This is a genomic window from Desulfosporomusa polytropa (genome assembly GCF_055380075.1).
The window spans coordinates 3,951,900-3,975,539 of sequence record NZ_AP042400.1 but is presented as its reverse complement, the minus strand read 5'-3'; the positions used below and the strand labels follow the sequence as shown (position 1 = coordinate 3,975,539).

The following is a 23,640-nucleotide window of genomic DNA, read 5'->3' as shown; positions in this document are numbered from 1 at the left end:
GTGCTTTGCCTTTGCAGAAAAGCAGCAGAAGAAGGAGTAAGTATTAGTATTTTTTACAATAACTTGAAAAGACTGCTGTGGTTAGGTATAATATAAAATAATAGGGCATATTTAAGTTGGAAAGGTAAAAAGGTAAAACTGACATGCGCTAATCATTCTTTTTAGTAACTTCAAAAGAGCGTGGAGAGACACAGCCTGGTATTATGAGACAGGTTTGTTTTGGTGCTCTTTTGTGATTCTAAAGGGGATTGGGTATAGACGTATGTTTTTGGTATACCCTTTTGTCTGTACATCATCCCCCCCCCCTCTTTATTAAAAAGGAGGGGCTTTTCTGTTATTAAAATTAGAAAAAATCGTTAAATATGTGGGAGAACATTGCTTGTTCAAGATTAATCGGCTTACACTGGCTAAAGGTGAAAAAATTGGTGTGATAGGCCCAAATGGGGCAGGAAAGTAACTAACAAGGAGGTAATTTGATGACAAGTTGCAATTGTGCCAAAGTCCTGTTGGATAATCTGTCGCGGTTCACCAGCAGGCCAGCGTTATTTGAACTAGGGGAAGCCTTGTTTTGGGATGATCCGCACATATCCAAGAGTATGCTTGCAGCTCACTTAGCTGCTAATTCTGATGGGGCAAGCAGAAGTTGGAAAACCATTGAAAAAACGGTAAATCATCTTATAAGTACTGCAATTTTGCAACAGGATGATACGGTACTTGACTTAGGCTGTGGCCCTGGCTTATACAGTAACAGATTGTGCAGGTATGGCGTGGCTATTACTGGTATTGACATATCCGAAAGGTCAATTGAATACGCACGGAAAGTAGCTAGGGAACAAGGTTTGAATAGTACCTATCTTTGTGGTAACTTCTTTGATCTGGATTATGACCGCCAGTTTGATCGTGTGTTGCAGATATATGGGGAATTGAGCACTTTTTCTGATCAAGCCCGTAACAGGCTGCTTCAAATTATTCACAAAGCATTGAAGGATGACGGGTTATTTATTTTTGATGTTTCTACTCGTAACTTAAGGATGCGGGAAGGGCTAAAAAACAGGTGGTATTTCGCTGAGAAAGGTTTTTGGCGACCTCATAGACATGCTGTACTGGAACTGGGGTTTGATTATCCCGAAGCTGATATCTGGTTAGATCAGTATATCGTTATTGATGAAACAGGCGATAGTAAAACCTACCGGCTTTGGTTTCATGATTATTCACTCATAACAATTACTGAGGCATTAAACGAGAATGGTTTTGCCCTTGAACAGGTGTGGGGCGATCTGACAGGAACGACCTATGAAAGTGGGAATGACTGGATCGCTATAGTGGCGAGAAAGGTATAAGTACCGGGACGGGGGGACAGGAACCTCGTCCCATTAAATTTTGGACTTTCAAGGAACGGGGATTATTGGTACAATTACAAGCAGATATAAAAAGAAGAGGACGATGCTAATGTTGATCAATATAAACAGAGCAATTCTACATATACTGGATTTTAAATCAGGGGTAACTGTTTTTTCGCAGCAGGAATTAGACCGGGAAAGTAACAGTGTTATAAGCTTTTTAACCAAGCATATTGAGAAATCGTATACTGGGCAAAATGCAAAATCAGGCACTTTTTATCCCAATAGCAAATTTAAAAGCCAGGTTTCGGATTATATTGCCAATACGTTAGACTTTATCAGCTTCTCGGTATATGTAGCAGAATTAATGTATACCGCAATTGCCCAGTCTGACACCTTAGATTCTACCGATGTGCTGCTTTGCGATTTTACTATCGATGATAACCGGGTAATTGGCCTCCTAAAATGCACGAATCGGGTGGGCTTTATTCATCAAGTAGTACAGGAGAATGACCAGCTGAAAAATGATATTATCAACCACTACGCTATTTTACCCAGCCTTTCGCAAAAAATTGAGGAATATGCGTTTGTCGACGTGGATTCGCTGGACATTAAGTTTATTGATAAAAAACGCTCGGTTAATGGCATTGAGACATATATAATTGCCGATCACATACTGGAATGTAGTTCACTCATTTCGCCCAAAGGTACGCTCGAACTGGTGAATACTATTGCACGGGCAGTAGCCGAAAACCATGGAGAAAGTACGGTTGAAGCTGCCCTGAAAAGCAAGAGCTACATCGTTGAAAATACAGAGGTTTCAGAATACCTGAATCCGGTGGAATTAAGCAAGGCTGTATTTCCTTCCTCGCCGCTTATGCAGCAAGAGTATATGGAGGAAGTGGAAAAGGCCGGTATTCCTGAAACAGTGAAAATTGATAAGGATTTGGCTATCAAAGCAGGGAAAAACCATAAGATTAAAACCGATACAGGCATTGAAATAACCTTTCCTGTAGACTACTTTCAAAATAACGAATATATCGAGTTTATTAATAATCCAGATGGTACTTTGTCGATAGCATTGAAGAAAATTGGGAGTATTGTCAATAAGTAAGTCTAGAGAGGACATTATTTTACAATATAGGAGTTGCTGTTATGTTTGCTGTCGCAAAGATTGTTGTCACATTGGCTATTGTTGTATTTTTGCTTAATCGTAAGGTAAAAATGGGTAATGCCATGTTGGCAGGTTCAGGTGTATTGTTGTTGTTGTCAGGTTTAAATTTAGTACATTTGCAAACGGCGGTACTGGAAACAGCCACTAACCCTAGCACATGGGAAATTGTCTTAGCCTTATATTTTGTCATGTGCCTTGAATATCAACTACGCAGCGGCGGTATTGTTGACGGTTTAATGTCAACTGCTCGCAAAGTTATGCGCAGTGATCGGATTTTGTTGGCGTTAATGCCCGCATTTCTTGGCTTTCTTCCCTCATTAGGCGGAGCTATTTTCTCAGCCCCCTTAGTGGAAAATGCCAGCAAATCTTATAAACTAACCGCCGAAACAAAGACTGCCATAAATTATTGGTTTCGTCACGTTTGGGAGTTTACCAATCCGATACTGGCAAGTATGCTGCTTGCCAGCCAGCTTGCCAGTATCCCATTGAACACGCTGATTTCAAATATGGTTTGGGTTACTGCATTTGCGATTATAATCGGTTGGATGTTTTTCTTATCACCGCTCAAAAGTGACCAAAGCGCTGTTCAGCTTGACAGTGCTGTTACTGATGCAGATTCGGGTTATTATTATGTAGCGCTGGCGGCAGGCCCTATTCTTGCTAATTTTTTTCTCGTTGTCGTTGTAAAATTAGCTGCCTCTGTTTCCATGGCTATAGTTGTGGTTGCGATGGTGATGATCTTACGTCAAGGTTTTAGCGATATTCGGACAATGTTGGTACACGCTTTTGATCGCAAGTTGTTGTGGGGCATTGTTGCCATTCTTTTCTTTCAAAATATTTTACGCCAGACGGGTGCGATTGAGGATATTGCAGCGTTGCTGAACAATTTGGCTGTGTCTAATGCCATAATTATCGGTGCTATTGCTTTTGTTTCTGGGATTCTCACAGGCACTTCACAGGGATTTATAGCGTTGACTTTTCCCTTTATCGCGGTGTTAGCCCCTGGTGATATTGAGCTAGCTACGCTTTCCTTTGTTCTCGGTATTGCCGGACAAATGCTGTCGCCGGCACATCTTTGTTTAATAGTTACCTTAGATTACTTTAAAGCTGATTTTTTAAAGACACTTCAGCCTATTGCCTTGTTGGAAATAATTATGATTGCTGCAGCCTGCATTGTTGCAAGAATAGCCTAAACGTTTACCATGCAAATTTAAGCGCAACTATATGTAATGTAGTATAGATTTTTTGTAGGCGAATGGTGTGTTAGCAATACACCATTCGCCTACGTCTGTGAAATTATATACTGCAGGTATATATTCTATCCATAAAGCTTTACTGCATTAAAACAATAATACAGAAATAGTGGAATGAATTAGAGGAATTTCACGAACTTTGCAGAACATAAAGCTATCTATATAGGGTTGTTTTCTTAATGCAAGTAATTGTGAGGTGATTTTTCAAAATGGATTATCGACAGCTTTTTAGCTTGTCAGGCAAAGTTGCCGTAATTACTGGTGCTGGGCATGGTCTTGGTAAGGGGTATGCACTTGCTTTGGCCGGGGCCGGAGCAGCGGTTGCCTGTGTGGGCCGAAGTTCAGACAAGCTTCATGAGACAGTTGAGCAGATAAAAACATCTGGCGGTAATGCAATAGCATTAACCGCTGATATAACGAAGCTTGCTGATATTCAGTCAACAATGAAAGCTATTGTTGATGAATTTGGGCATTTGGATATACTTGTCAACAATGCCGGGACAGAAATCCCCAAGGGGATTATGGAGGTAACGCCTGAAGATTATGACACCATCATGGCGGTTAATCTCAAGGGCTTATACTTTGCCTCGCGGGAGGCTGTAAAATATATGATTCCTGCAAAACAAGGCAAAATTATCAATGCCGGTTCTCTGGCCAGTCAGATTGGATTGGCTGAGGCCACTGTATATAGTGCTTCGAAGGGCGGCGTACTGCAGTTTACCAGAGCCCTGGCGGTAGAAATGGCAGCACATAATATTCAAGTAAATGCCATTGGACCAGGCTATTTCCGCACCCAGATGACAGAACCTTTTTTTCAGGATGAAGAACATAACAAATGGATTGAGAATAGGATACCTGCCGGGCGGATTGGTACCACTGACGATCTTGCCGGGGCGGTCATATTTTTAGCAAGTCCAGCTTCTGATTATATTACAGGCCAGATTATTTATGTCGATGGTGGTTGGTTGGCAAGCTAGTGAAAAAATATCATAATAAATGATTAAGCAAAGGATGGTTGACGTGAAAGTACTTAAAACACCCAAAAGCAGCAGTAAACAACAGGATCATGAGTTAGTAGAAACCGTAGCAGGTATTGTTAAAAAGGTACAGCTTGAAGGCGATCAGGCTATCAAGGAGCTTACCCAAAAATTTGATGGTATTGATGTAAGCAGCATTAGGGTCAGTAGTCAAGAGATTAAAAATGCGTATAATTTAGTAGAAAAAGCGACTGTTGAGCATTTGCAATATGCGGCTGATCAGATTAGATTTTTTGCCGAAAAACAGTTGGAATGTCTTAAGCCTGTCGAAGTAGCAACCAATGTGGGTGGAGTAACACTTGGGCATCGGCTGATTCCGGTGAAATCCTGCGGCGCGTACATACCCGGCGGGCGTTATCCGTTGCCTAGTTCGGCACTGATGTCAATCATCACCGCTAAGGTTGCCGGTGTTAAGCGGGTTGCGGCTTGCTGTCCGCCTTCACGGGAACACAAAGCCATCCATCCGGCGGTACTAGTCGCTATGGATATCGCTGGTGCTGATGAAGTGTATCTTATGGGTGGGGCTCAGGCTATTGCCGCCTATACATATGGTACAAAATCCATTGAAAAGGTAGATTTAATTGTCGGTCCTGGCAATAAATTCGTTAATGAAGCTAAACGTCAGGTCATGGGAGCGGTTGGCATTGACAGCCTGGCAGGCCCTAGCGAAGTGCTGATTATCGCTGACGAGAGTGCGGTACCCGAATATGTGGCTATCGATTTGCTGGCACAGTGTGAGCATGACCCGTCAGCCAGAGGCATACTTGTTACCACAAGCGAAAAATTGGTAGATGAAGTGGACGTTTTGTTAAAAAAATATGTTGACATGCTGCCAACAGGTCAGACCGCGGCGAAGGCATGGGAAGATAATGGTCATATTCTGCTTGTCGATGATTTAGAGGAAGCGATTGCAGTAGCCAATGAGCTGGCACCTGAGCATCTTGAAGTGCAAACAAGTAAAGATGATGAAGTGAGTAAGGCGTTAACAAACTATGGCTCTTTATTCATTGGTAAATATACACCAGTATCGTTTGGTGACTATGTTTCCGGTACAAACCATATACTGCCCACGGCAGGGACAGCCAAATATTCCAATGGGGTATGGGTGGGAACCTTTATCAAAACATCATTCTACCAAAAGGTCTCGGCAGAGGGTGCTAAGAATCTTTCCGCAGCCTGTATGCATCTGGCCGGTGTCGAGGGCCTGTATGCTCATCAGAAATCTGTGGCCCTCAGGGTGGAATAACAGCCGTTCAAGGAGATAACACATGCAAAGCAGTATCTTACAATTAAAAGATATTTCCAAAGTATACCCTGGCACGATTGCGCTGGAAGGCGTAAACCTTGCTGTGCGCAAAGGGGAAGTACATGGCATTATCGGTAAAAATGGTGCAGGCAAATCAACGCTTGTCAGTATCATAGCGGGGATTATCTCACCGACAAGCGGTGAAATAGTGATTGGGGATAAGAACTTCAAAACCTTGTCAAGAAACAATGCCAGAGATCAGCTTATTTCGATTGTCACCCAGGAACCGCAGGTTATCCGGGATTGTACGATTGCTGAAAATCTATTTATGCCCGATTATGCCAGTAAAGGCTTTTTTATCAATTGGAATAAGATCAATTCTATGGCGCAGAGCATTATCAGTAAAGCTGGTCTGAACATGGATGCCAGTATGAATGCCGGTGATTTATCGATAAGTGAACAGCAACTGCTGCTGGTTGTCAAGGCCTGTTATGTGGAAAAGTCCCAAATTATTATTCTGGATGAGGTATCGGCATCCCTCACCCAGGATGATGAAAAATTGCTGTATGAGATTATCCAGAAAAGGAAAAGCGAAGGCTGTACCATTATCTATATTTCTCACCGGACAGACGAACTGCTTAACGTTTGCGACAGGGTGACAGTTATCCGTGATGGGAAAGCGGTTATAACTAAGGAATGTGCTCAATTGAGCAAAAAGGAATTATCTCACCTGATTGTCGGTGATGGTTATACCAGTACTGTGGTTACCAATGATTTGCCGGTAACACAAGCGAAATCAGAAGAGGTTGTATGTAAGGTCAATAATCTTACCAAGTACGGACAATATCAGGACATTACCTTTTCGTTAAAAAAAGGCGAAATCTTAGGGTTTGCCGGGCTGCGAGGCAGTGGACGGACCGAAATATTTAAGGGAATTGTGGGGATAGATCCGGCAGATGAGGGATCGATAACCATTAAAAATGAAACAAGAAGATTTAAAAGTCCAGCCGAGGCTTTTAAAAGCCGTATCTTATATTTGCCTGAGGACAGAGATAAAGAGGGTCTGATTAATTGCTTAAGTGTGCGGGAAAATCTAACGCTTAATATATTATCGCGCATTAGCCATAACACAGTTATTAAGACCGCTAGCGAAAATGACTGTGTAGCTGGGCTTATTGACATGCTGGATATCAAGGCATTCTCGCCAGAGCAGGAGGTTAATGAGCTAAGCGGCGGTAACAAACAAAAGGTTATTGTCGGCAAAATCATGGCTGCTGAACCACTGGTGTGCATCTTAGATGAGCCAACTCGCGGTGTAGACATTGCTGCCAAGGAAGGTATTTTGTCGATTATCAAAAATAGAATGAGTAAATACTCCAGTGTGATCATCACCTCGCCTGGGATCGAAGACCTGGTCGAAGTATGTGATCGCATTTTAGTACTTTATCAAGGGAAAATAATCGCTGAATTTACAGCAGAAGAATTTGATGAAAAGGTAATCTATCATGCACAGCAGGGAGAAAGGAAGGTCGTAAATGCCCCAGAAATGGAAAATATTTTTACTAGATAACTTAATCTGGGTAATTGTAGCACTGTTCTTTTTACTGAACGTGTTTATAACTCCACAGTTTTTTTCAGTAAAAAATGTCGTTAACATTTTTTATCATTCTGCAATCATGAGTATGCTAGTGTTGGCCGAGGGTATTATTTTGATCATCGGCAAGATGGATTTATCTTTAGAAGGAATACTTGTATTTGCGCCAGGCGTTACCATGATTATAGCCACTAAGCTAATACCAGGCGGCCTAAACCCGGTATTGTGTATTGTGTTAACTTTGGCAGTTGGCGGCTTGGTGGGTTTGTTCAACGGCTATTGCGTAACCAAAGTGGGGATTAATCCATTTTTACAGACACTGTCGCTCAATATTATGCTTCGTGGCTTTGTCCTATTTTTACTACCCTTTTCGATTCATCCGTTAAACGAAATCTATACGTTTGCAGGTAAGGCAAGACTATTTGACGGTATGCTGCCTGTGGCTATTCCCTTGGTTATTTTGATTTTTGCGGCGTTTCAATTTGTGATGAAATACACTACTTTTGGCAGACAATTTATGGCAACAGGCGGCAATCCCCGAGCTAGTTTTATCTCCGGTATCAATACTGACCGTATCATTATTATGGGTTTCATAATTAGTGGTGTGTTAGCTGCTTTTGCCGGGCTGTTAGCTGCAGGCAAGCAGGACTCTATTTCTAATGCCATGGGGCAAAATTTGCTGATGGTGGCCTTTGCTGGTGCCATATTAGGCGGAACAAGTCTTGATGGTGGCAAGGGTACGATTATTGGTATGTTCGGCGGAGCCATTCTGCTGGCCATGATAACCAACTCACTGAATCTGCTGGGCGTTAATGTAAGCCTTGTTTATGCAACCGAAGGAGCATTGATCTTCCTGGCAATCCTATTAGATAGAGTAAAGGTAAAAGTTAAAAACAACATACTGCATCAGACCAAGATGAAGGAGGTATTAGAGCATAAAAATAATACGGTAATATCATCAGGTCAGTGAATGAAATAAGGGGTGGATTATATTGAAAATGTCGTTGATAAAGGTAATTATCGCCGTACTTACGCTGTCATTGCTGCTAGTGGGTTGCGGTTCACAGCAAACAAAGCCGGCAGATGGACAAAAGAAGCTAGTATTTGGTATGATTGTTAAGGATATAAGTACACCATATATCCAGGCATTTATTCAAGGTGCTGAGAAAAAAGCACAAGAGTTAGGTGTTGAAATAGTTATTAAGGACGGCCAAGGCGACAGTGATAAGATTATGTCGATAATGGACAATTTTATCACGCAGAATGTCGATGGTTTTATCATGGCCGGTGCTGTTGATTTAAAGGCCATTGTTCCAGGGGTTAAGCGGTTAAATGAGGCCAAGATACCGGTTATGGCGCTTGACACTTCCCCTGAAGGTGGTAAAGTAGACTTGTTCGTGTCGTTTGATATTAAGGATTCCAGTAAAAAAGCAGCCGAAGCCTTTGTGCAAGGTATCAAAGATAGAAATGGCGGCAATGTCCCACAGGGGGTTGTTGTAGAAATAACCGGTGATTTGCGGGATATGTTCACCAAAGAATGCTCCAGCGGCTTTAAGTCGGTTATTGACCAATATCCGCAGTTAACCATTGTACAGGGAGAAGGTAAATGGAATAACACGGATTCCCATGACCGGACTAGCGACTTGTTGACAAGATATGGGAAAGAAATTCTGGGAATCTATGTGCAAACACCGGACATCATGGGTATTGGAGTCGTATCGGCCATTGAAGCTGCAGGCCTTAAGGCGCAGGACTTTGGTATTGCCGGTATCTGCATTGGACCAGAAGGTATAGATTTGATAAAAGACAAAAAGGTACTGGCAATCATAGAACAACCTGCTAAAGATTCTGCCGAACTTGCTGTACAATATTTATATAATATTAAAAAGAATCAACCCATTCCTAAGATTGGTGATACAGTGGAACAAAAGGATGCTTTATGGGCACCGGCAAAAGTTGTCAAGAATCCGTTTGTTGATGAAGGCGCCTACATGATCCTCAAGGGCTCGCTGGTACCACTGGAAGTAAAGGTAGATGACCCGCGGCTGTGGGAGAATCAATTAAAAAAATAAGAAAACTGTCCAATGATTGATGTGGAGGGAAGGCGTAGGATGAAAAGCAACTACCGTGTGGCCTATGATAAGGGGTGGCAGGATCTAAAACAAAAAGAACCGGCAGATATTGCCCTACATATGCAGGTGCAATATTTACCAGAAAAGCAGCAATTTATCGTGCCTTTTCTTAATGAGAACTATATTGTTGATTTGGCGAAGGAAACTTTGGTGCGCGAAAACGATGGTGAGACACCTGAGATTAGTGCAGCTATACTGGTATTGCACTATTTATCCTTTTTTCAATCAGCCGCAGAGGTCGCAGGCAAATGGGTAAGCTTGAAAGAGATACCCAATGGAGGCATGTTGTTTTATCCCGCTTTTCATAAAGACGCAATTTGTGGTTTGATTAAGGCCTTTGGACATCAGACTGGGGCATTTCTTGAGTGCGCTGTTATTCTTGGCGGGCAGCCGGTCAAAGCTGGCGATGTAGCCGCATGGTTTCCCGTCTTCCCGAAAACGCCGTTGCGTGTGACTTTGTGGGAGGGCGACGAAGAAATATCAGCTAATGCAACCATGTTGTTTGACCCTTCCATTGAACACTTCTTGCATATCGAAAGTGTTATTGCCCTGGGAGAATATCTTGCCAAAAGGCTGATCAAGCTGGCGCCGCAGACAGCAGGCTGTTAGCGCCGGTCAGGTAAATAAAATAGGCATCTGTAGACATATTTGTCTACAGATGCCTATTTTATTGGTATAATGAGAAAGTTAATAATTACTTGAAGGGACTTAGCAATAACCAATGGCCAAAATAATGTCGCTATTTACAACAATTCCTGTTGGGTTACTCCTGATCATGGGTATAGCCTATTCGTACTTTACTATGAATAATTACTTGTTGCCTGCTACTATCGAAAACTTTGCTTATGGCATATATGGTATTGGCTTGGTGTTGAGTTGGTGGTTTAATCGCAGTCGAATATTTTTCATTATTACCACGCTTGCAATTTCGCAGGTTGCTCTCAGTGATTTAGCAGTAACTGTTATTGGCATACCCGCTTTTTCAAAGATAATTTATTCTGTTATTTGTATCTTGCTGCCGTTAAATATACTGGTTTTTTCTTTAATAAAAGAACGGGGCATTTTTAATTTTTGGGGATTAGGGCGTTTTAGTATTATTGGGTCTCAACTGTTTTATATTGCACTGGCAATTACCTCGAACGACGATACCTTGCTGAGTTTTTTTTACCTAGAGCCGCTGCCAGCAGATGTGGCTGTTATCACCGCAGTTCCGCAATTGGCGCTGACAGCCTATAGTGTTGCAGGTGTGCTGTTGGTAAGAAAGCAGCTTAAACAGTACTCGTCTTTGGATAATACCTTTAGTGTTGTGCTGGCTGGTTCCCTGCTGGCGCTGCACTTAAAAACAGAGCCGCTGGCAATCCCTATCTTCTTTGGCACTGCTGGAATACTACTCATCATGGCGGTGATCCGGGATTCTTATTCAATGGCTTACTTGGATGAACTAACCGGTTTGCCTGCTCGCCGCGCTCTTAAGGAAGAACTAATGAAATTACGGGGCGAGTATACGATTGCGATGGTGGATATCGACTTTTTTAAAAAATTTAATGATACTTATGGACATGATACTGGCGATGAGGTACTGCGACTTGTGGCAGCTGTGCTCAAAAAGGTAGAAGGGGGCGGTAAAGCCTTCCGTTATGGTGGTGAGGAATTCACGATAGTATTTCCTTACACTACCAGCGCAGAAGCCATCCCCCATCTAGAAAAGTTGCGAATCGCGGTGGAAAAAACCCCCTATGCGTACCAGAAGCGGCAAGTGAAAAAGACTAAGCGCAAACCATCTGTCAAAAAATTGTCTGTGACCATTAGTATTGGGGTGGCAGAACGCAGCGAGAAGAATAAAGAAACCGAAGCAGTAATTAAAGCTGCTGATACCGCCCTCTATCGTGCCAAAGAAAAGGGGCGAAACTGTGTGAGTAAGTAAAGAGCAACACAGATGTCTGTTAGGGTAAAAATTAGGAACCGCCGGATGGGCGGTTCCTTTTGATTAAGCTATTGGGACTAGGATCAAGCTATTTTACTTTTTGAGCGCTGGTTTTTGTGAACGTATTTTCGTTGCAGGATTTGCGGCAGCCAGTAGTTTGCTGCTCTCGTTCATCTTTTTGGTAATTTGTTTAATGTAGCTGCAAGTCCCGCTGATGATATCGATAAATGATGTTTTTTTGAAATCGAAAAGATCTGTCTTGGAGTTATACCCAATGGCTTGGCTCATCATTAGGTAGTCGTCAGAAATGTTAACAGGAATTCCCATGCTAATAACAGCTTTATTCATCCGGTTTATCTCCTTAAGTATTTTTTGCATGTCCAAATCATTGAGCGTATAGTCCAGCTTGCGCCAGAATTCTACGGGTTTATAAATGGAGTATTCGTAGTTCATCAGTTCACCCACAAAGTTTTGTCCTAGTTTGAAACCCAGCTTTTCTTTTTCATCAAACCATACTGTTCCAGGGAATACACCGGGTGGGTTTATGATGACAGTGTCAGGATTGGCTTCTTTAATTAGACTTACATTTTGTTCAAAAACTTCTTCTAAGGATACTCCCGGGACAACAGGGCATGGATAAATCATTGACAACACCATCTGGCACGACACGCCTTCTGCCGTCGCGGCAAGTTTAAGACATTGTATTGTGTCAATGATGTCTTTTCTTACTACTCCCTTGTTCATGATTTTGTCGTTTATCTCATCGTGTCCTGTTTCACCGCCCAAAAAAACGGCTCTAAGGCCAGAGCGAATCATCAAGCGATAGCTCTCGTAGACATGTTCAGATACTTTTCCCGGTCGAGCAAACATAGAATAATTGATTTTTATATCATTATCTAAGATCATTTGAGCGATTGCTCTGCCATGCTCTAGCGGTGTTTCGGAACTGCTGAAACGAAAGAAGGCAATACCCCGGCTAGTCATTGTCATAATCTCATTCTTTATGTCTGCCAACGGTCGTGGCGTGTAGTGTGTGTTTTGCCTTGTATGAGAGCAAAAGCTACACTTATTCCAAGTGCAGCCTAGACCATCGACCAGGGTATGAAACCATACCTTGTCTGCCATGTCTACAGCTCTGTAATTTGGAATGGTAAACGAGTGAAACATGTAGTCACCTTGTTCGTTGTAGTGGCCTGTTTTGATTAACGGAGAAGGTCCAATCTCCCGGTGCACCAGTTTTAGGAAGTCTGCTTTGGTAGGAACAGTACGCCGCTGGTTTAACAAATATTCCAGCATTTCTTCTCCAGGTCCCATAATCGCCAAATCAAATTCTCCTTGAGCCAACACATATTCTCCGTATACTTTCACATGTGGGCCACCAGCGATTACCACAGTTTCGGGGCTTGCCTCCCGAATTCTCCTCGAAAGTTGAACACTCCAGGCGTAGGGGGCTCCTCCCCAAACCTTTATGCCAACAAACGGAATCTGATCGGTTTTTACAAGAGTGACGATGTTGTCGACGATCTTATCCATGTATTTCTTGCGGAAATAAAGGGATAGTGATTGGAGTGGCCAAGCCAGCAGCAGGGCGATAAGTGCTAGTATTTTGAATCGACTGCTATATTGATTTAGTTGAAGTTTTACTAGATTGCGGAGTAACCATGTGCACCATTTAGGAACGCCTCTCTCAACGCGCGAGACCCGTTGTTCGTCGGCAACATAGATGCTAAAGTCACGCTCTTCCAGATAGGTGCGTATCACCGCCAATCCGTTTTCTAATGCTGCATCAGAAGCAATTCGTTGTCTAGGAGCAAAGCTGTTTACCAATAATAAATCGATCCTATTATTCATGGTTTTGTCCTCCTTGATTAGTTAATGAGGCGCAAGCATAAGCAAATTCAGGGATGCTTGTTAGATTGTTTAATAAGATTTGTGCTGCTTGTTGATGAAGGCGCTGATAGCGTGTGAAGGCTTGTCGAGGTAAAACAAATACATCGGATTCGGTTTGGGCGGACACGGATTCCATTTGTCTGATCTGGTTGGTAAGCGTAAAACCGCCAAAATGATCGCCTGGATGGAGTGTGCGCAATTCTGCCTGCGATGTGGCTAGCAAAGAACCTGAGATCAGAATATATAAATCGTCGCAAACGCTGTGCTGGTAGATAATGTAGTCGCCTGGGGCGCAGTGGAAAATCACTCCGGCCAACAGAAGATCTCCGATGCTGACTTTATCGATGTTTTTAAATGCTGGAATTAGAGCGGGAGATGTACTTAGTTTTCGTTGTACATATTCCCATAAAATTTTACGGGTGACTAATTGGGTATTGGGACATTCAGCAGTTTCGGGGAATAACTGCAAAAATCGATGCACAATTGCAAAATCATTGGCATACTTCCGGGCATGACGGTAAAGTGGGGATTTGATGGTCTTTAGATGATCTATATCTTCTAGAACCAAAACAAGTGGAACCAGAAGGCCATATCCTGGGTCGGTAAAGGTTGGCGAGGTTCTCCTAAATCCAATTCGTTCGTATAATGGAATCAAGTACGGATTACATCCTCCAAAACAAAATTGTATCTTTTGCATACGGAGAATTTGATACGCTTGCGTTATTAGCAAGAACAGTGCTGGTGAATTGCGGTATTGCGCAATAACAGCTAGCTTGGTAGCAAGACCAAAACTGGGATGGGGGAGATCGGGGTAGATTACCTTGAACCTCTGCATTTGAAATATCGCGGCTAAGTCTGGTGAATAGTCGTTCGAAACGGCGATGGTAAGCCTCAGCGTAGCAACAATATTGCTGCCTGCTTGCGCATACAGCAGGATACTCTGATTATCGAGAGAATCATAAAGCTGATTAGTTGTGGGTGCTGCTAGAGGCTTGGACATTTCTTGGACATACACTTCATAACGCAATCGGTAGACTTCATGCTTTTCCCAGGGCTTGGTAGCCACGTGAATTTGTATTGGGCAATTAGGTAGGCTGTTGGAGGGAATTCGGGTCTTGTTGGTTTTCATGATAGAAGCATCTCCTTCTTTTGTTTACATCAAGCTGTTGGAAAATGTCATACAATCAAAGGCACCACCACCTCTTCTGACGTCCACATTGTTGAAAATATAGCAATAAATTACAATAAAAAAGAGTCCCTTATAGGACTCTGGAGTAATAAGATGCTATCTCTCGATTATTTAGCTTTAAATATGACGTTAAAAGTCGTCCCCTGCAGACCAGAATCCACTTGAATCCTGGCGTTGTGATCGGCAGCTATCCTGTAAACGACGGCAAGGCCAAGACCAGTCCCAGTTTCTTTGGTGGTCAAAAATGGTTTTCCCATATCCTCTAGAATATGCTGTGGGATTCCTTTGCCTTGGTCTTGGATGGACAGAATAACCTCACCGCTTTTAACATAAGTTCGTAGTGAAATTGTTCCGCCGGGGTCCATGGCCTCCAGGCCATTGCGGACTATGTTCAATACTAGTTGGCGTATTTCTTTTTCATCAAGGTATACTTCCGGTGTAGCTTCTGGACTATATTGAATATCTTTGTTCGAAGCATTTGCTGCAGCTTTTAGTAATGGGTAAATTTCTTGAATAACGCAATTAAGTTGAGTAGGCTTTAAATCTCTTGCTTTATTTTTGCAAAGGGATAGGTATTCTTTGATGATTAGATTAGATCGATCAAGTTCACTGATTAATAGCTCAAACTGTTCCTGGTAGTTTAAAAAGCTTGGTTTTTTCTGAAAAAATTGCAAATATCCTTTCACTGTTGTCAAAGGATTCCTAATCTCGTGGGCCACATTTGCTGCCATCTGCCCTACCGTGTTCAGCCGATCCAGGCGAGCAACATCCTGCTCTAATTCCTTGCGGACAGTAATATCGCGGATGATTCCCTCAAAACTGGTACATGTGTCGCTATCATCAAGAATTGGAACGGTTGTTTGCTCGACCCATATCAAGGCGTGATCACGCCGAATAAGGCGTATGATCAAGGGGTTGTCTGAGGCGGTGATTGGGTCGTTTACCAGTTGTTCCACCAAAAAAGCATCGCTTGGGTGGACTAGTGAAAAAAGTAGGTCAGGTGACGCAGAGAATTCTTCGGTATGGTAACCAGTTAGTTTGGTGATAGAAGGACTAATGTAGTCAAACCCGAGCGATGGTTTGAGTTTGTAAAGGTAAATGGTGTCAGCTGCGTTTTCGGCCAGGAAACGATATTGCCTCTCTTTTACTACCAAATCGCGAAAATTTCGCTCCACATAAAGCATTAAAATACCGAGGGCTATGATAAATCGGAGAGTGCCGCTGATTAGAAATCCCCAGGGTGCAAACCAGCTAACGGTAATAAGTAGTGGCATATCGATGGCGTGTATTCCCAGTCCGATAAACGCAACTCCGACAAGGTATTTACTACAGCCCTTGGTGTCGAGGTGCTGTATAAACATCCACCCATGCCAAAGATTTACATATGCTACGTAAATGCAGGTGGGAAATGCCTTAACTAGAAAGGGAGCATCAAGAAAAATGGTAATGACAGATAAGATGATTACTCCGAAAACACTATAATACCGACTCCGGTGCATCTTTAGCCCAAGAAACATACTTGTGGCAAACATTAATAATAGATAATTGGTGGTTGATACTACTTGAATAACTAATTGAATTATGAGGGGCATATGGTGCAGAGGAGTGCGGTATAGGATTTGACTTCCAAAATGGACAAGCCAGAAAATGGCCCACAAACCCATATAGGTTTGGCGGTAAAGAGAAAACAAAAAGACATAAACACATATCACTGCGAACGTGGCTGATAGAGTTGCAAGAATCGAAAGCTCGTAAAAAGTCATGAGAAATCCCCCTCATCACAAAAGCTACCACATTTTAATTTTCATTTATTTACATATTTCCTTAAGTGTAACAAACATCAGTTGCGAAATATGAGAGTTTATGGCAAATGATTAAAAAGTATCTGCGCGTATAAATAATAAACTATTGTCCCTCGTCTACAGCCTGAACTGGTGGCGGATAAAAAATAGGCACCTGTAGACGTATTTTGTCTACAGGTGCCTATTTTATTGGTATAATTAGATAGTTAATAAGTTGCCTGCTACTAGTGAAAACTTTTCTTATGGTATATAGGGTATTGGTTAGTGTTAAGTTGGAGGCTTAATCGCACGCGGGACTTTTGCGTTATAGCCAAAGAGAAGGGCAGTATTGTGTAAGTAAGGGAGAATTATATGAAAATTTTAATTGATGCCGATGCCTGTCCCAAGGCCGCTCTGCAGATATGTGTTCAAATGGGTCACAAATATGGCATCTCTGTTTGGACGGTGGCTAGTTTTAACCACAATATTGTATCAGACAATCATATAATTGTTGGTAGTGCTTCTCAGGAAGCTGATATTAAGCTAATTAACGTAACCGATCCAGGTGACATCATTATAACCCAGGATTGGGGATTAGCTTCGATGGTACTGGGAAAGCCAGCATATTGTCTCAGCCCGACAGGCAGGGAATATCGTCCGGAAAAAATTGAGTTCTTATTGGAAGAACGGGAACTAAAAGCCAAGTTTCGCCGCGGCGGTGGGAGAACGAAAGGGCCTAGTAAAAGAACACGGGAAGATGATCACCATTTTGAGGCTGAGCTTGAACGGATAATTACTATATTATGTGAGTAGTAAGGAGCGTAAATAATGCGCGAACGCGATATAGGTATTGGGATAGTGGTTGTTGTTTTATGGGGGTTAAACTTTATTGCTATCAAAATTGGTTTGCAGGATGTTCCGCCGTTGCTGCTAGGAACGCTGCGGTTTCTTTTCGCTTGCGTTCCGGCCATCTTCTTTTTTCCTAAGCCCCCCATTCCGTGGTCTTGGTTAATTGCTTTGGGGCTATCGATCAATGTGGGACAGTTTTCTTTGCTGTTTATGGGGATGAAGGTAGGTATGCCAGCTGGCCTGGCTTCGCTGGTACTGCAGTCCCAGGCATTTTTCACCTTGTTGATAGGTGTGGTTTGGTTGGGTGAACGTTGGCAGTGGAACCATTTGGCAGGTCTTATCGTGTCAGGCAGTGGCATGGTTATTATCGGCTCGCTGCAGGGGGGCGAGATGACACTCGCCGGTTTTGGACTAACGGTGGCTGCTGCCGTTTGCTGGGGTATAGGTAACGTTATTATGCGCCGCGCTACCCTAGGAGTAGCTTCATTTTCAATGGTCTCACTGATAATATGGGCTGGCGCAGTTGCTATTTTGCCGTTGGCCCTATTATCCTTGATACTAGAAGGGTATGATACTTGGGTGATTGCATATCATTCGCCTACCTGGACAAGTGTGGGTTCGATTGTCTATTTGGCCTATCTGGCTACCTTGGCTGGTTATGGTTTATGGGGAAAGTTACTTTCGCGTTACCCGGCTGCAGTGGTTTCCCCGCTCGCGCTATTGGTACCAATTGTAGGTATGAGCAGTTCAGCTTGGCTGTTGGGAGAAAAAATTTCGCTATGGCAAGGGGTTGGGGGCATGCTTGTTATGACTGGTCTAGTGGTGCATGTTTTTGGCAGCAGATGGCGATTTAATAAGAAATGAGCAGCCCCTTTAGCGACATAATCGTCGCAGGAGATGCTCATAAGCTTCGGGGAGTAGCGCTTGTCTAAAATATGGTAGGGAAGTATCGTTAATTTCTCCGCACTTAAGAGGGAATGGCTAAATCAGATAGTTTTAACAAGGGAGCTTCTAAATCTGAATTTGCTGTGGTAGATAACAGTTGAACAGGATCAAGAATAATAATCATGCGCTCATCCACCTTGCCGACTCCTTTTATATAGCTTACGCTTTGGCTATTTGACAGAGTGGGGGCTGCTTGTAAATCATCTTCGTTAAAATGAACAATATCTGTTACTTCATCGACAATACAGCCGACAACCTGTCCAGCAATGTGCAACATGATAAATTTGCTATCTTCGGCGTCAGCCATTTCCGCCAACCCAAATTTATTTCGTAAGTTGAAGATGTAGTTTACTTGTCCGCGGAGATTGATCATGCCTTCTATTTCGCGGGGAAGACCAGGTATTTTTTGTATTTTATATTTTTGGGCGCGTAAAATCCCATTGACAGTTAGGGCATCAATACCGTATTCACTACCATCAATTTCAAAAATGACTAGCTGGATGCTTGCCATAAGCTTATTCCTCCTTCCTCACTAAATCAGGTCTCATTAGCCAAAGCTGTTAATTGCTCGGTTATACTAGTAATTTCTTCTACGCTGGCAGTTACCTCTTGAATAGCTGCTGCTTGTTGTTCAACTGTTAACGCGGTTTCACTGCCCATAGCAACAGTGCGGTCAACGGAATTTCTGATTAGGGTGGTAAATTCTTTGATTTTACCAACTGTTGCTTTGGAGTCTGCTGATAGTTTTCTAATCTCTTGCGCCACAACACCGAAGCCCAGACCGGCTTCGCCTGCTCTGGCGGCCTCAATGGCTGCATTTAAGCCTAAGAGGCGGGTTTCATCGGCGATTTCTTTGATTAAGTCCATAACACTATTAATTTCGCCGGTAACAGAACTTACATTGCCAATTTCAGAATTTAGATTAGACTGATTATCACTTACCGTACCGGCAGATGCGGCTAATTGCTCCATTGTGGCTGAAATTTGGTGGAGGCTGTCATCCAATATCAGAGCTACTGCTTTTAGTTTTCGGTGCTGATAAGCATTCTTGGACATGTTGTTAGCAACTGTGAAAAGCACATTGGCAGCTGCTTCAATGCTTTCTCTTGACAGAATACGTACTTCCTTGGTAGCTTCAACATAACCGTTGGCGTCAACACCAATTTCGCCAGCGATTCTTCGGTATTTTTCTTCCTCAGGACTGGCTGTGAGAACTTGGCCGCCTAAGATTGTTCCCAACAATTTTCCTTCGATGATTATCGGAGCAGCAAAGTCAATCAACCCTGCATGGCATTCGAACACAAAAGGCTTGCCGGTCCGTAACGCTTCCTCGCCGCCCTTGCGGTGAGACTCTGCACAGCGCTTGTCGCCACATTCGGTTGAATGAGTAAAGTCTATACAGAATCTTGTATACATACTGGGCTTAGTCACCGGTTTGCCATCATGGTCAACGGTGACACTGGCTACACCAACGCCTTTAGCAAAATCATCCTGAAATTTTTGGAGAAAATCAATATCGATTACATCGGTTAGCTTGAGAGTGGCCAAATTTACTTCATAAGCAGTAGCTCTGTTTTGAGGTCCTTGCTGACTCATAATCATTCCTCCTAGTAGTTTATTGATAAGACAGTGGCAAAGTCCATCACCTATATAGCGCTAAATTCTACCAAAGAGGTATCATATCCTTCTGGTTTATCATAATAAATTGGAATTTTTAAAATAATCAAATTTATTAAGCTGATTAAATTGCCAAGGCTTTTTGGGCTAATAATAAAATCAACAAGGAAAGTTGGCGTAGCATGGCGAAGAATATCAAATAGTAAGACAGCTACAATCTTAAATAATATTAAAAATCAATAGGGGGTTACAAGAGCATGGAGAAAACGTATTTTGCAGCAGTGAAAGACAGAAGGACTTTTTACAGCATTAGTAAAGAGGCTGTTATCACCGATGAACGTATTCACCAGGTTATCCAGGAGGCAGTCAAGCATACGCCCTCAGCATTTAATTCTCAAAGTGCCAGAGTCGTTATTCTTTTAGGAAAACACCATGATACACTATGGGCCATTGTCAAAAATGAGCTTAAAAAAATAGTTCCAGCCGAAAATTTTGCCCAGACAGAAGAAAAAATCAATGGTTTTACTAATGGTTATGGTTCGGTGCTCTTCTTTGAAGATAGAACAGTTGTCGAAAGTCTCCAAAAGAAATTTCCAACATATAGTGACAACTTCCCCATCTGGTCTAATCAATCTGCAGGTATGCTGCAGCATGTGATTTGGGTGGCGCTGGAGAACGAAGGCTTTGGCGCATCATTGCAGCATTATAATCCTCTTATTGAGGAGGTTGTCAAGCCAGAGTGGAATATTCCGACAGAGTGGAAGCTGATTGCACAGATGCCATTTGGTAAACCTACGGCAGCACCAGGGGAAAAAGAGTTTCAGCCGCTGGAAGAACGCATAAAAATTTTTAAATAAGCAAAGAACGACAACCGCAGGGGCTGGCCTGTTCTGCCAAAAAGTAACAGCGTCCGAGACCGGATAGTTGACCGTAAATGAGAGTAAGCGTTAGCTGGGTATTTCCTGCTAACGCTTAGTTAAACTTATCCAGGGTGTAAGATATTGATTTTTTCCGAGCAGCAGGATATAATAGCAAAAGTAACTATAAAAGGCTTTGACGATGGTGAGGCAAATGGATGATAATTACTATATGGGTCTAGCGCTGGCAGAGGCGCAAAAAGCCTTTGACCTTGGAGAAGTTCCGATTGGGGCTGTTCTGGTTATGGACAACCAGGTTATTGCCTGTGGACACAATATGCGCGAAACCTGGAATGACTCTACCGCCCATGCAGAGGTCATCGTGATCAGAGAAGCCTGCCAAAAGCTGAGTCGCTGGCGGTTGACGGGAGCCGCACTTTATGTTACGATAGAGCCGTGTCCTATGTGCGCTGGTGCGCTGGTCATGAGTCGTGTTGACAGGCTGGTGTATGGCAGCCCGGACTACAAGGCAGGAGCAGTTGAATCTCTTTTCAATATTGTACAACATTCTGCACTCAACCATCGGTTGGAAGTAACCGCTGGAGTACGAACTGAGGAATGCTCCAGTATTATGAAAAAGTTCTTCCGTATGCGCAGAAAATAAATATGGAGAGGTGTCCGAGTGGTCGAAGGTGCTTGACTCGAAATCAAGTGTCCTGTCAAAGGGACCGTGGGTTCGAATCCCACCCTCTCCGCCAGTAAATTCGCGGCTCTAGAGCATATCTAGAGCCACCTTAATTTTCTTAGTTATGGTTAACTTGTATCCGAATTTGCATCCATTGAAGGCGAAAAAACAGTGGGTATACGTTTGTAAACATTTTTATTTTTTTTAAGACGCTTCTCGAATTCTTCGAGGGCTTTTCTTTTTTCCTGGGGTATCAAATGGAAATAGATGTTATATGTGATGGTAATATCAGAATGTCCTAATCTCCGTGATACATAACTGATATCTTCTCCTGCTGACAATAAGTGGTTGGCCTGATACTTATCTAACAGTTTTCTGCTCTCTTGTGTTAGAATGTGTCTGATGGTGATGCATTTGAAGATATGCGATCGCTTAATCAAGATTTGACTTTTCATGCTGCAACTGACGAGTTTAAAGCACGAGATATTGCTTTTGGTGAAACCCAAATGATAATGCTTGGAATTATGAATGCAGAAAGAATTTATACGAATCTAGGTCTTCTGTTGTCAGAACAGTGTGTGCATACGATTAAGGCAGCTTCTTTTGAGGGAACGACCAAATCAATATTCAAAGACAGACGGGAATTTAGTGGTTCACTTTTGCAGCAGATGAATGATGCATACAGTTTTATTGAGGTATATAATAAGACTAGAGCTGAATTTTTGAAACTGCACCGGATAGATCGGCGGGATTATCCTGAAGAGGCTGTAAGGGAAGCACTTTTAAATTTTTTGGTGCATCGTGAGTATTCTTTTAGCGGCAGTACCCTGATCAGCATCTTTGAAGATCGGATAGAATTTGTATCCTTGGGCGGGTTGGTTAATGGACTAACTTTAAATGATATTCTTTTTGGGGTATCACAATGCCGCAATGAAAAATTAGCAGCGGTATTTTATCGTCTAAAGTTAATCGAGGCGTATGGCACTGGTATACAAAAAATCATGGATAGTTATCAGGAAAACGTTATTAAGCCTCAGATTGAGTTATCGGATAATGCCTTTAAGATTGTTTTGCCCAATCGAAATATAACTTTACCCGCTCATGATGTGAATGATAGCGAGAAGGTCATATTGAAATTAGTGGACAAAAAGAAAGTCATTGGACGTAAAGATGTCGAAGAGGCACTAGCCATTTCGCAAACTATGGCAGGACGCATTATAAAGCAACTTGTGGATAAGAATATTTTGGTATCGGTCGGGGGTGGAAGAAACCGGAAATATATTAGATTTCGGGAAGAGTAACGAGATAAGGCTGACCGATTTTTGACCCGATTTTGACCCCGAAATAACCAACAAGGAGTAATAAAAGATAACGGCAAACGTGATAGCCATTAAGACAAATCAATAATGCTGAAGGATCTACCACTTTTATAATCAAATGTGTTATACAAGGGGTATAGAGGGACGTTCCTGATTGTCCCTCCTCTAACTGTAAAATTGAATTTAAACAGGTTAATATAAAATAGGAAAATAAAAATAGTGAAAGTCATTTTAGCAAGATTTTAATAGTAATAGAACGAGGTGCGTACTATGAGTCTGAAAATAACCCCAGCAGCGCAAAAAATTATCGCTGATCACGGTAACAGCGTCACCGTCAAGTTGGAGAAACATATTTGTTTTAGTTGAGGCGGAGCTCAGTCGAGAGACTACCCGTCCGTGCGATGGGGCATACCGGAAGCGGTTGAAATAGGCGAATACGAAAATATGAATATCGATGGAGCGACTGCTTATGTTCATAAAGCAGTCAGTTATCGAACAAACGCCAAAATTGACGCAGTGACCGGAGGATTTGGTACCAAGCTCATATTTTTAGGATTTACCAGGAAGTAATAAACAAATGGGCTTAGCAAAACGCTTACCAATTTATTGTACAGGCTGGTAAGCGTTTTGTTGCTATACCGTCTGACAATTGGAAATCGAATAGCCTTTTACCTTTCTCTTTTTTTAGAGAAAGGTAAAAGGCGGATAAGCGATGCGATATGTATCGTCATTTATGGAGTATTCCTGAACAAAGTGAAAACCTTCTATAGGCGCGAGGCTTACGCCGTACCGGAATCGTGGCTCTGCC

Annotated in this window: 21 protein-coding genes and 1 tRNA gene; 17 read left to right on the top strand and 5 right to left on the bottom strand. The window is 42.5% G+C overall.

Going from position 1 to position 23,640, the window contains the following annotated elements; all coding sequences use genetic code 11:
- Positions 1 to 476 precede the first annotated feature (476 nt).
- The 10 genes from ACZ449_RS20265 (at position 477) to ACZ449_RS20220 (ending at position 11,700) form a co-directional block, all read left to right on the top strand.
- On the top strand, positions 477 to 1,340 hold the full coding sequence (locus ACZ449_RS20265; protein WP_464257864.1) for a class I SAM-dependent methyltransferase: 864 nt from the start codon (positions 477 to 479) through the stop codon (positions 1,338 to 1,340).
- A gap of 109 nt (positions 1,341 to 1,449) precedes the next feature.
- Positions 1,450 to 2,454, top strand: coding sequence for a nucleoid-associated protein (locus ACZ449_RS20260; RefSeq protein WP_464257863.1), 1,005 nt, complete (start codon positions 1,450 to 1,452; stop codon positions 2,452 to 2,454).
- Positions 2,455 to 2,495: 41 nt separating this feature from the next.
- Positions 2,496 to 3,707: a DUF401 family protein gene (locus tag ACZ449_RS20255; protein WP_464257862.1), complete on the top strand. Its 1,212-nt coding sequence runs from the start codon at positions 2,496 to 2,498 to the stop codon at positions 3,705 to 3,707.
- Positions 3,708 to 3,976: 269 nt separating this feature from the next.
- A complete protein-coding gene (locus ACZ449_RS20250; protein ID WP_464257861.1) occupies positions 3,977 to 4,744 on the top strand; it encodes an SDR family NAD(P)-dependent oxidoreductase in 768 nt (255 codons plus the stop codon).
- 43 nt (positions 4,745 to 4,787) lie between these two features.
- Positions 4,788 to 6,050, top strand: a complete 1,263-nt coding sequence (gene hisD / locus ACZ449_RS20245) for a histidinol dehydrogenase (protein ID WP_464257860.1) — start codon at positions 4,788 to 4,790, stop codon at positions 6,048 to 6,050.
- Positions 6,051 to 6,072: 22 nt separating this feature from the next.
- Positions 6,073 to 7,620, top strand: coding sequence for a sugar ABC transporter ATP-binding protein (locus ACZ449_RS20240; RefSeq protein ID WP_464257859.1), 1,548 nt, complete (start codon positions 6,073 to 6,075; stop codon positions 7,618 to 7,620).
- Positions 7,586 to 8,614, top strand: a complete 1,029-nt coding sequence (locus ACZ449_RS20235) for an ABC transporter permease (protein ID WP_464257858.1) — start codon at positions 7,586 to 7,588, stop codon at positions 8,612 to 8,614. Before ACZ449_RS20240 ends, ACZ449_RS20235 begins: the two co-directional genes overlap by 35 nt.
- A gap of 28 nt (positions 8,615 to 8,642) precedes the next feature.
- Positions 8,643 to 9,716, top strand: a complete 1,074-nt coding sequence (locus tag ACZ449_RS20230) for a sugar ABC transporter substrate-binding protein (RefSeq protein ID WP_464257857.1) — start codon at positions 8,643 to 8,645, stop codon at positions 9,714 to 9,716.
- 39 nt (positions 9,717 to 9,755) lie between these two features.
- The gene (locus ACZ449_RS20225; RefSeq protein WP_464257856.1) at positions 9,756 to 10,385 is read left to right on the top strand and encodes a DUF3786 domain-containing protein; all 630 of its coding nucleotides are present in this window, start codon (positions 9,756 to 9,758) and stop codon (positions 10,383 to 10,385) included.
- A 112-nt stretch (positions 10,386 to 10,497) separates the two neighbouring features.
- A complete protein-coding gene (locus ACZ449_RS20220; RefSeq protein WP_464257855.1) occupies positions 10,498 to 11,700 on the top strand; it encodes a GGDEF domain-containing protein in 1,203 nt (400 codons plus the stop codon).
- 93 nt (positions 11,701 to 11,793) lie between these two features.
- Here the strand turns inward: ACZ449_RS20220 and ACZ449_RS20215 are convergent, their stop codons facing one another.
- The 3 genes from ACZ449_RS20215 to ACZ449_RS20205 all read right to left on the bottom strand — a co-directional run bounded on the left by ACZ449_RS20215 (position 11,794) and on the right by ACZ449_RS20205 (position 16,140).
- Positions 11,794 to 13,551: a B12-binding domain-containing radical SAM protein gene (locus ACZ449_RS20215; protein ID WP_464257854.1), complete on the bottom strand. Its 1,758-nt coding sequence runs from the start codon at positions 13,549 to 13,551 to the stop codon at positions 11,794 to 11,796.
- Positions 13,544 to 14,719, bottom strand: a complete 1,176-nt coding sequence (locus ACZ449_RS20210) for an N-acyl amino acid synthase FeeM domain-containing protein (protein ID WP_464257853.1) — start codon at positions 14,717 to 14,719, stop codon at positions 13,544 to 13,546. The genes ACZ449_RS20215 and ACZ449_RS20210 overlap by 8 nt, the downstream gene beginning before the upstream one ends.
- 167 nt (positions 14,720 to 14,886) lie before the next feature.
- A complete protein-coding gene (locus tag ACZ449_RS20205; protein WP_464257852.1) occupies positions 14,887 to 16,140 on the bottom strand; it encodes an ATP-binding protein in 1,254 nt (417 codons plus the stop codon).
- Between the two features lie 792 nt (positions 16,141 to 16,932).
- On the opposite strand from ACZ449_RS20205, the gene ACZ449_RS20200 reads away from it, so the two are divergent.
- The gene (locus ACZ449_RS20200; RefSeq protein WP_464257851.1) at positions 16,933 to 17,373 is read left to right on the top strand and encodes a YaiI/YqxD family protein; all 441 of its coding nucleotides are present in this window, start codon (positions 16,933 to 16,935) and stop codon (positions 17,371 to 17,373) included.
- A 15-nt stretch (positions 17,374 to 17,388) separates the two neighbouring features.
- Positions 17,389 to 18,273: an EamA family transporter gene (locus ACZ449_RS20195; protein WP_464257850.1), complete on the top strand. Its 885-nt coding sequence runs from the start codon at positions 17,389 to 17,391 to the stop codon at positions 18,271 to 18,273.
- A 103-nt stretch (positions 18,274 to 18,376) separates the two neighbouring features.
- Here the strand turns inward: ACZ449_RS20195 and ACZ449_RS20190 are convergent, their stop codons facing one another.
- Together ACZ449_RS20190 and ACZ449_RS20185 are read right to left on the bottom strand one after the other, a co-directional pair.
- A complete protein-coding gene (locus tag ACZ449_RS20190) occupies positions 18,377 to 18,865 on the bottom strand; it encodes a chemotaxis protein CheW (protein ID WP_464257849.1) in 489 nt (162 codons plus the stop codon).
- Between the two features lie 26 nt (positions 18,866 to 18,891).
- Positions 18,892 to 19,950, bottom strand: a complete 1,059-nt coding sequence (locus tag ACZ449_RS20185; protein WP_464257848.1) for a PocR ligand-binding domain-containing protein — start codon at positions 19,948 to 19,950, stop codon at positions 18,892 to 18,894.
- A 278-nt stretch (positions 19,951 to 20,228) separates the two neighbouring features.
- On the opposite strand from ACZ449_RS20185, the gene ACZ449_RS20180 reads away from it, so the two are divergent.
- From ACZ449_RS20180 to ACZ449_RS20160, 5 genes are all read left to right on the top strand, one after another.
- On the top strand, positions 20,229 to 20,828 hold the full coding sequence (locus ACZ449_RS20180) for a nitroreductase family protein (RefSeq protein ID WP_464257847.1): 600 nt from the start codon (positions 20,229 to 20,231) through the stop codon (positions 20,826 to 20,828).
- 214 nt (positions 20,829 to 21,042) lie between these two features.
- Entirely contained in the window at positions 21,043 to 21,492 is a 450-nt protein-coding gene (gene tadA / locus ACZ449_RS20175) for a tRNA adenosine(34) deaminase TadA (RefSeq protein ID WP_464257846.1), read from the top strand.
- 4 nt (positions 21,493 to 21,496) lie between these two features.
- Positions 21,497 to 21,586: transfer RNA gene (locus ACZ449_RS20170), tRNA-Ser, on the top strand.
- Positions 21,587 to 21,908: 322 nt separating this feature from the next.
- Complete coding sequence (locus tag ACZ449_RS20165) at positions 21,909 to 22,814, top strand: ATP-binding protein (RefSeq protein ID WP_464257845.1); 906 nt, start codon at positions 21,909 to 21,911, stop codon at positions 22,812 to 22,814.
- A gap of 414 nt (positions 22,815 to 23,228) precedes the next feature.
- Positions 23,229 to 23,402: a hypothetical protein gene (locus tag ACZ449_RS20160; RefSeq protein WP_464257844.1), complete on the top strand. Its 174-nt coding sequence runs from the start codon at positions 23,229 to 23,231 to the stop codon at positions 23,400 to 23,402.
- The last annotated feature ends 238 nt before the right edge of the window (positions 23,403 to 23,640 follow it).

What these genes read in the sequence shown, in the direction of transcription:
- ACZ449_RS20180 (WP_464257847.1), top strand. Translation starts at nt 20,229, where the DNA reads ATGGAGAAAACGTATTTTGCAGCAGTGAAAGACAGAAGGACTTTTTAC.
- ACZ449_RS20225 (WP_464257856.1), top strand. Translation starts at nt 9,756, where the DNA reads ATGAAAAGCAACTACCGTGTGGCCTATGATAAGGGGTGGCAGGATCTA.
- ACZ449_RS20185 (WP_464257848.1), bottom strand. Translation starts at nt 19,950, where the DNA reads ATGAGTCAGCAAGGACCTCAAAACAGAGCTACTGCTTATGAAGTAAAT.
- ACZ449_RS20255 (WP_464257862.1), top strand. Translation starts at nt 2,496, where the DNA reads ATGTTTGCTGTCGCAAAGATTGTTGTCACATTGGCTATTGTTGTATTT.
- ACZ449_RS20200 (WP_464257851.1), top strand. Translation starts at nt 16,933, where the DNA reads ATGAAAATTTTAATTGATGCCGATGCCTGTCCCAAGGCCGCTCTGCAG.
- ACZ449_RS20240 (WP_464257859.1), top strand. Translation starts at nt 6,073, where the DNA reads ATGCAAAGCAGTATCTTACAATTAAAAGATATTTCCAAAGTATACCCT.
- ACZ449_RS20230 (WP_464257857.1), top strand. Translation starts at nt 8,643, where the DNA reads ATGTCGTTGATAAAGGTAATTATCGCCGTACTTACGCTGTCATTGCTG.
- ACZ449_RS20250 (WP_464257861.1), top strand. Translation starts at nt 3,977, where the DNA reads ATGGATTATCGACAGCTTTTTAGCTTGTCAGGCAAAGTTGCCGTAATT.
- tadA (WP_464257846.1), top strand. Translation starts at nt 21,043, where the DNA reads ATGGATGATAATTACTATATGGGTCTAGCGCTGGCAGAGGCGCAAAAA.
- ACZ449_RS20265 (WP_464257864.1), top strand. Translation starts at nt 477, where the DNA reads ATGACAAGTTGCAATTGTGCCAAAGTCCTGTTGGATAATCTGTCGCGG.
- ACZ449_RS20260 (WP_464257863.1), top strand. Translation starts at nt 1,450, where the DNA reads ATGTTGATCAATATAAACAGAGCAATTCTACATATACTGGATTTTAAA.
- ACZ449_RS20190 (WP_464257849.1), bottom strand. Translation starts at nt 18,865, where the DNA reads ATGGCAAGCATCCAGCTAGTCATTTTTGAAATTGATGGTAGTGAATAC.
- ACZ449_RS20195 (WP_464257850.1), top strand. Translation starts at nt 17,389, where the DNA reads ATGCGCGAACGCGATATAGGTATTGGGATAGTGGTTGTTGTTTTATGG.
- ACZ449_RS20205 (WP_464257852.1), bottom strand. Translation starts at nt 16,140, where the DNA reads ATGTTTATACAGCACCTCGACACCAAGGGCTGTAGTAAATACCTTGTC.
- ACZ449_RS20220 (WP_464257855.1), top strand. Translation starts at nt 10,498, where the DNA reads ATGGCCAAAATAATGTCGCTATTTACAACAATTCCTGTTGGGTTACTC.
- ACZ449_RS20210 (WP_464257853.1), bottom strand. Translation starts at nt 14,719, where the DNA reads ATGAAAACCAACAAGACCCGAATTCCCTCCAACAGCCTACCTAATTGC.
- ACZ449_RS20215 (WP_464257854.1), bottom strand. Translation starts at nt 13,551, where the DNA reads ATGAATAATAGGATCGATTTATTATTGGTAAACAGCTTTGCTCCTAGA.
- ACZ449_RS20235 (WP_464257858.1), top strand. Translation starts at nt 7,586, where the DNA reads ATGCCCCAGAAATGGAAAATATTTTTACTAGATAACTTAATCTGGGTA.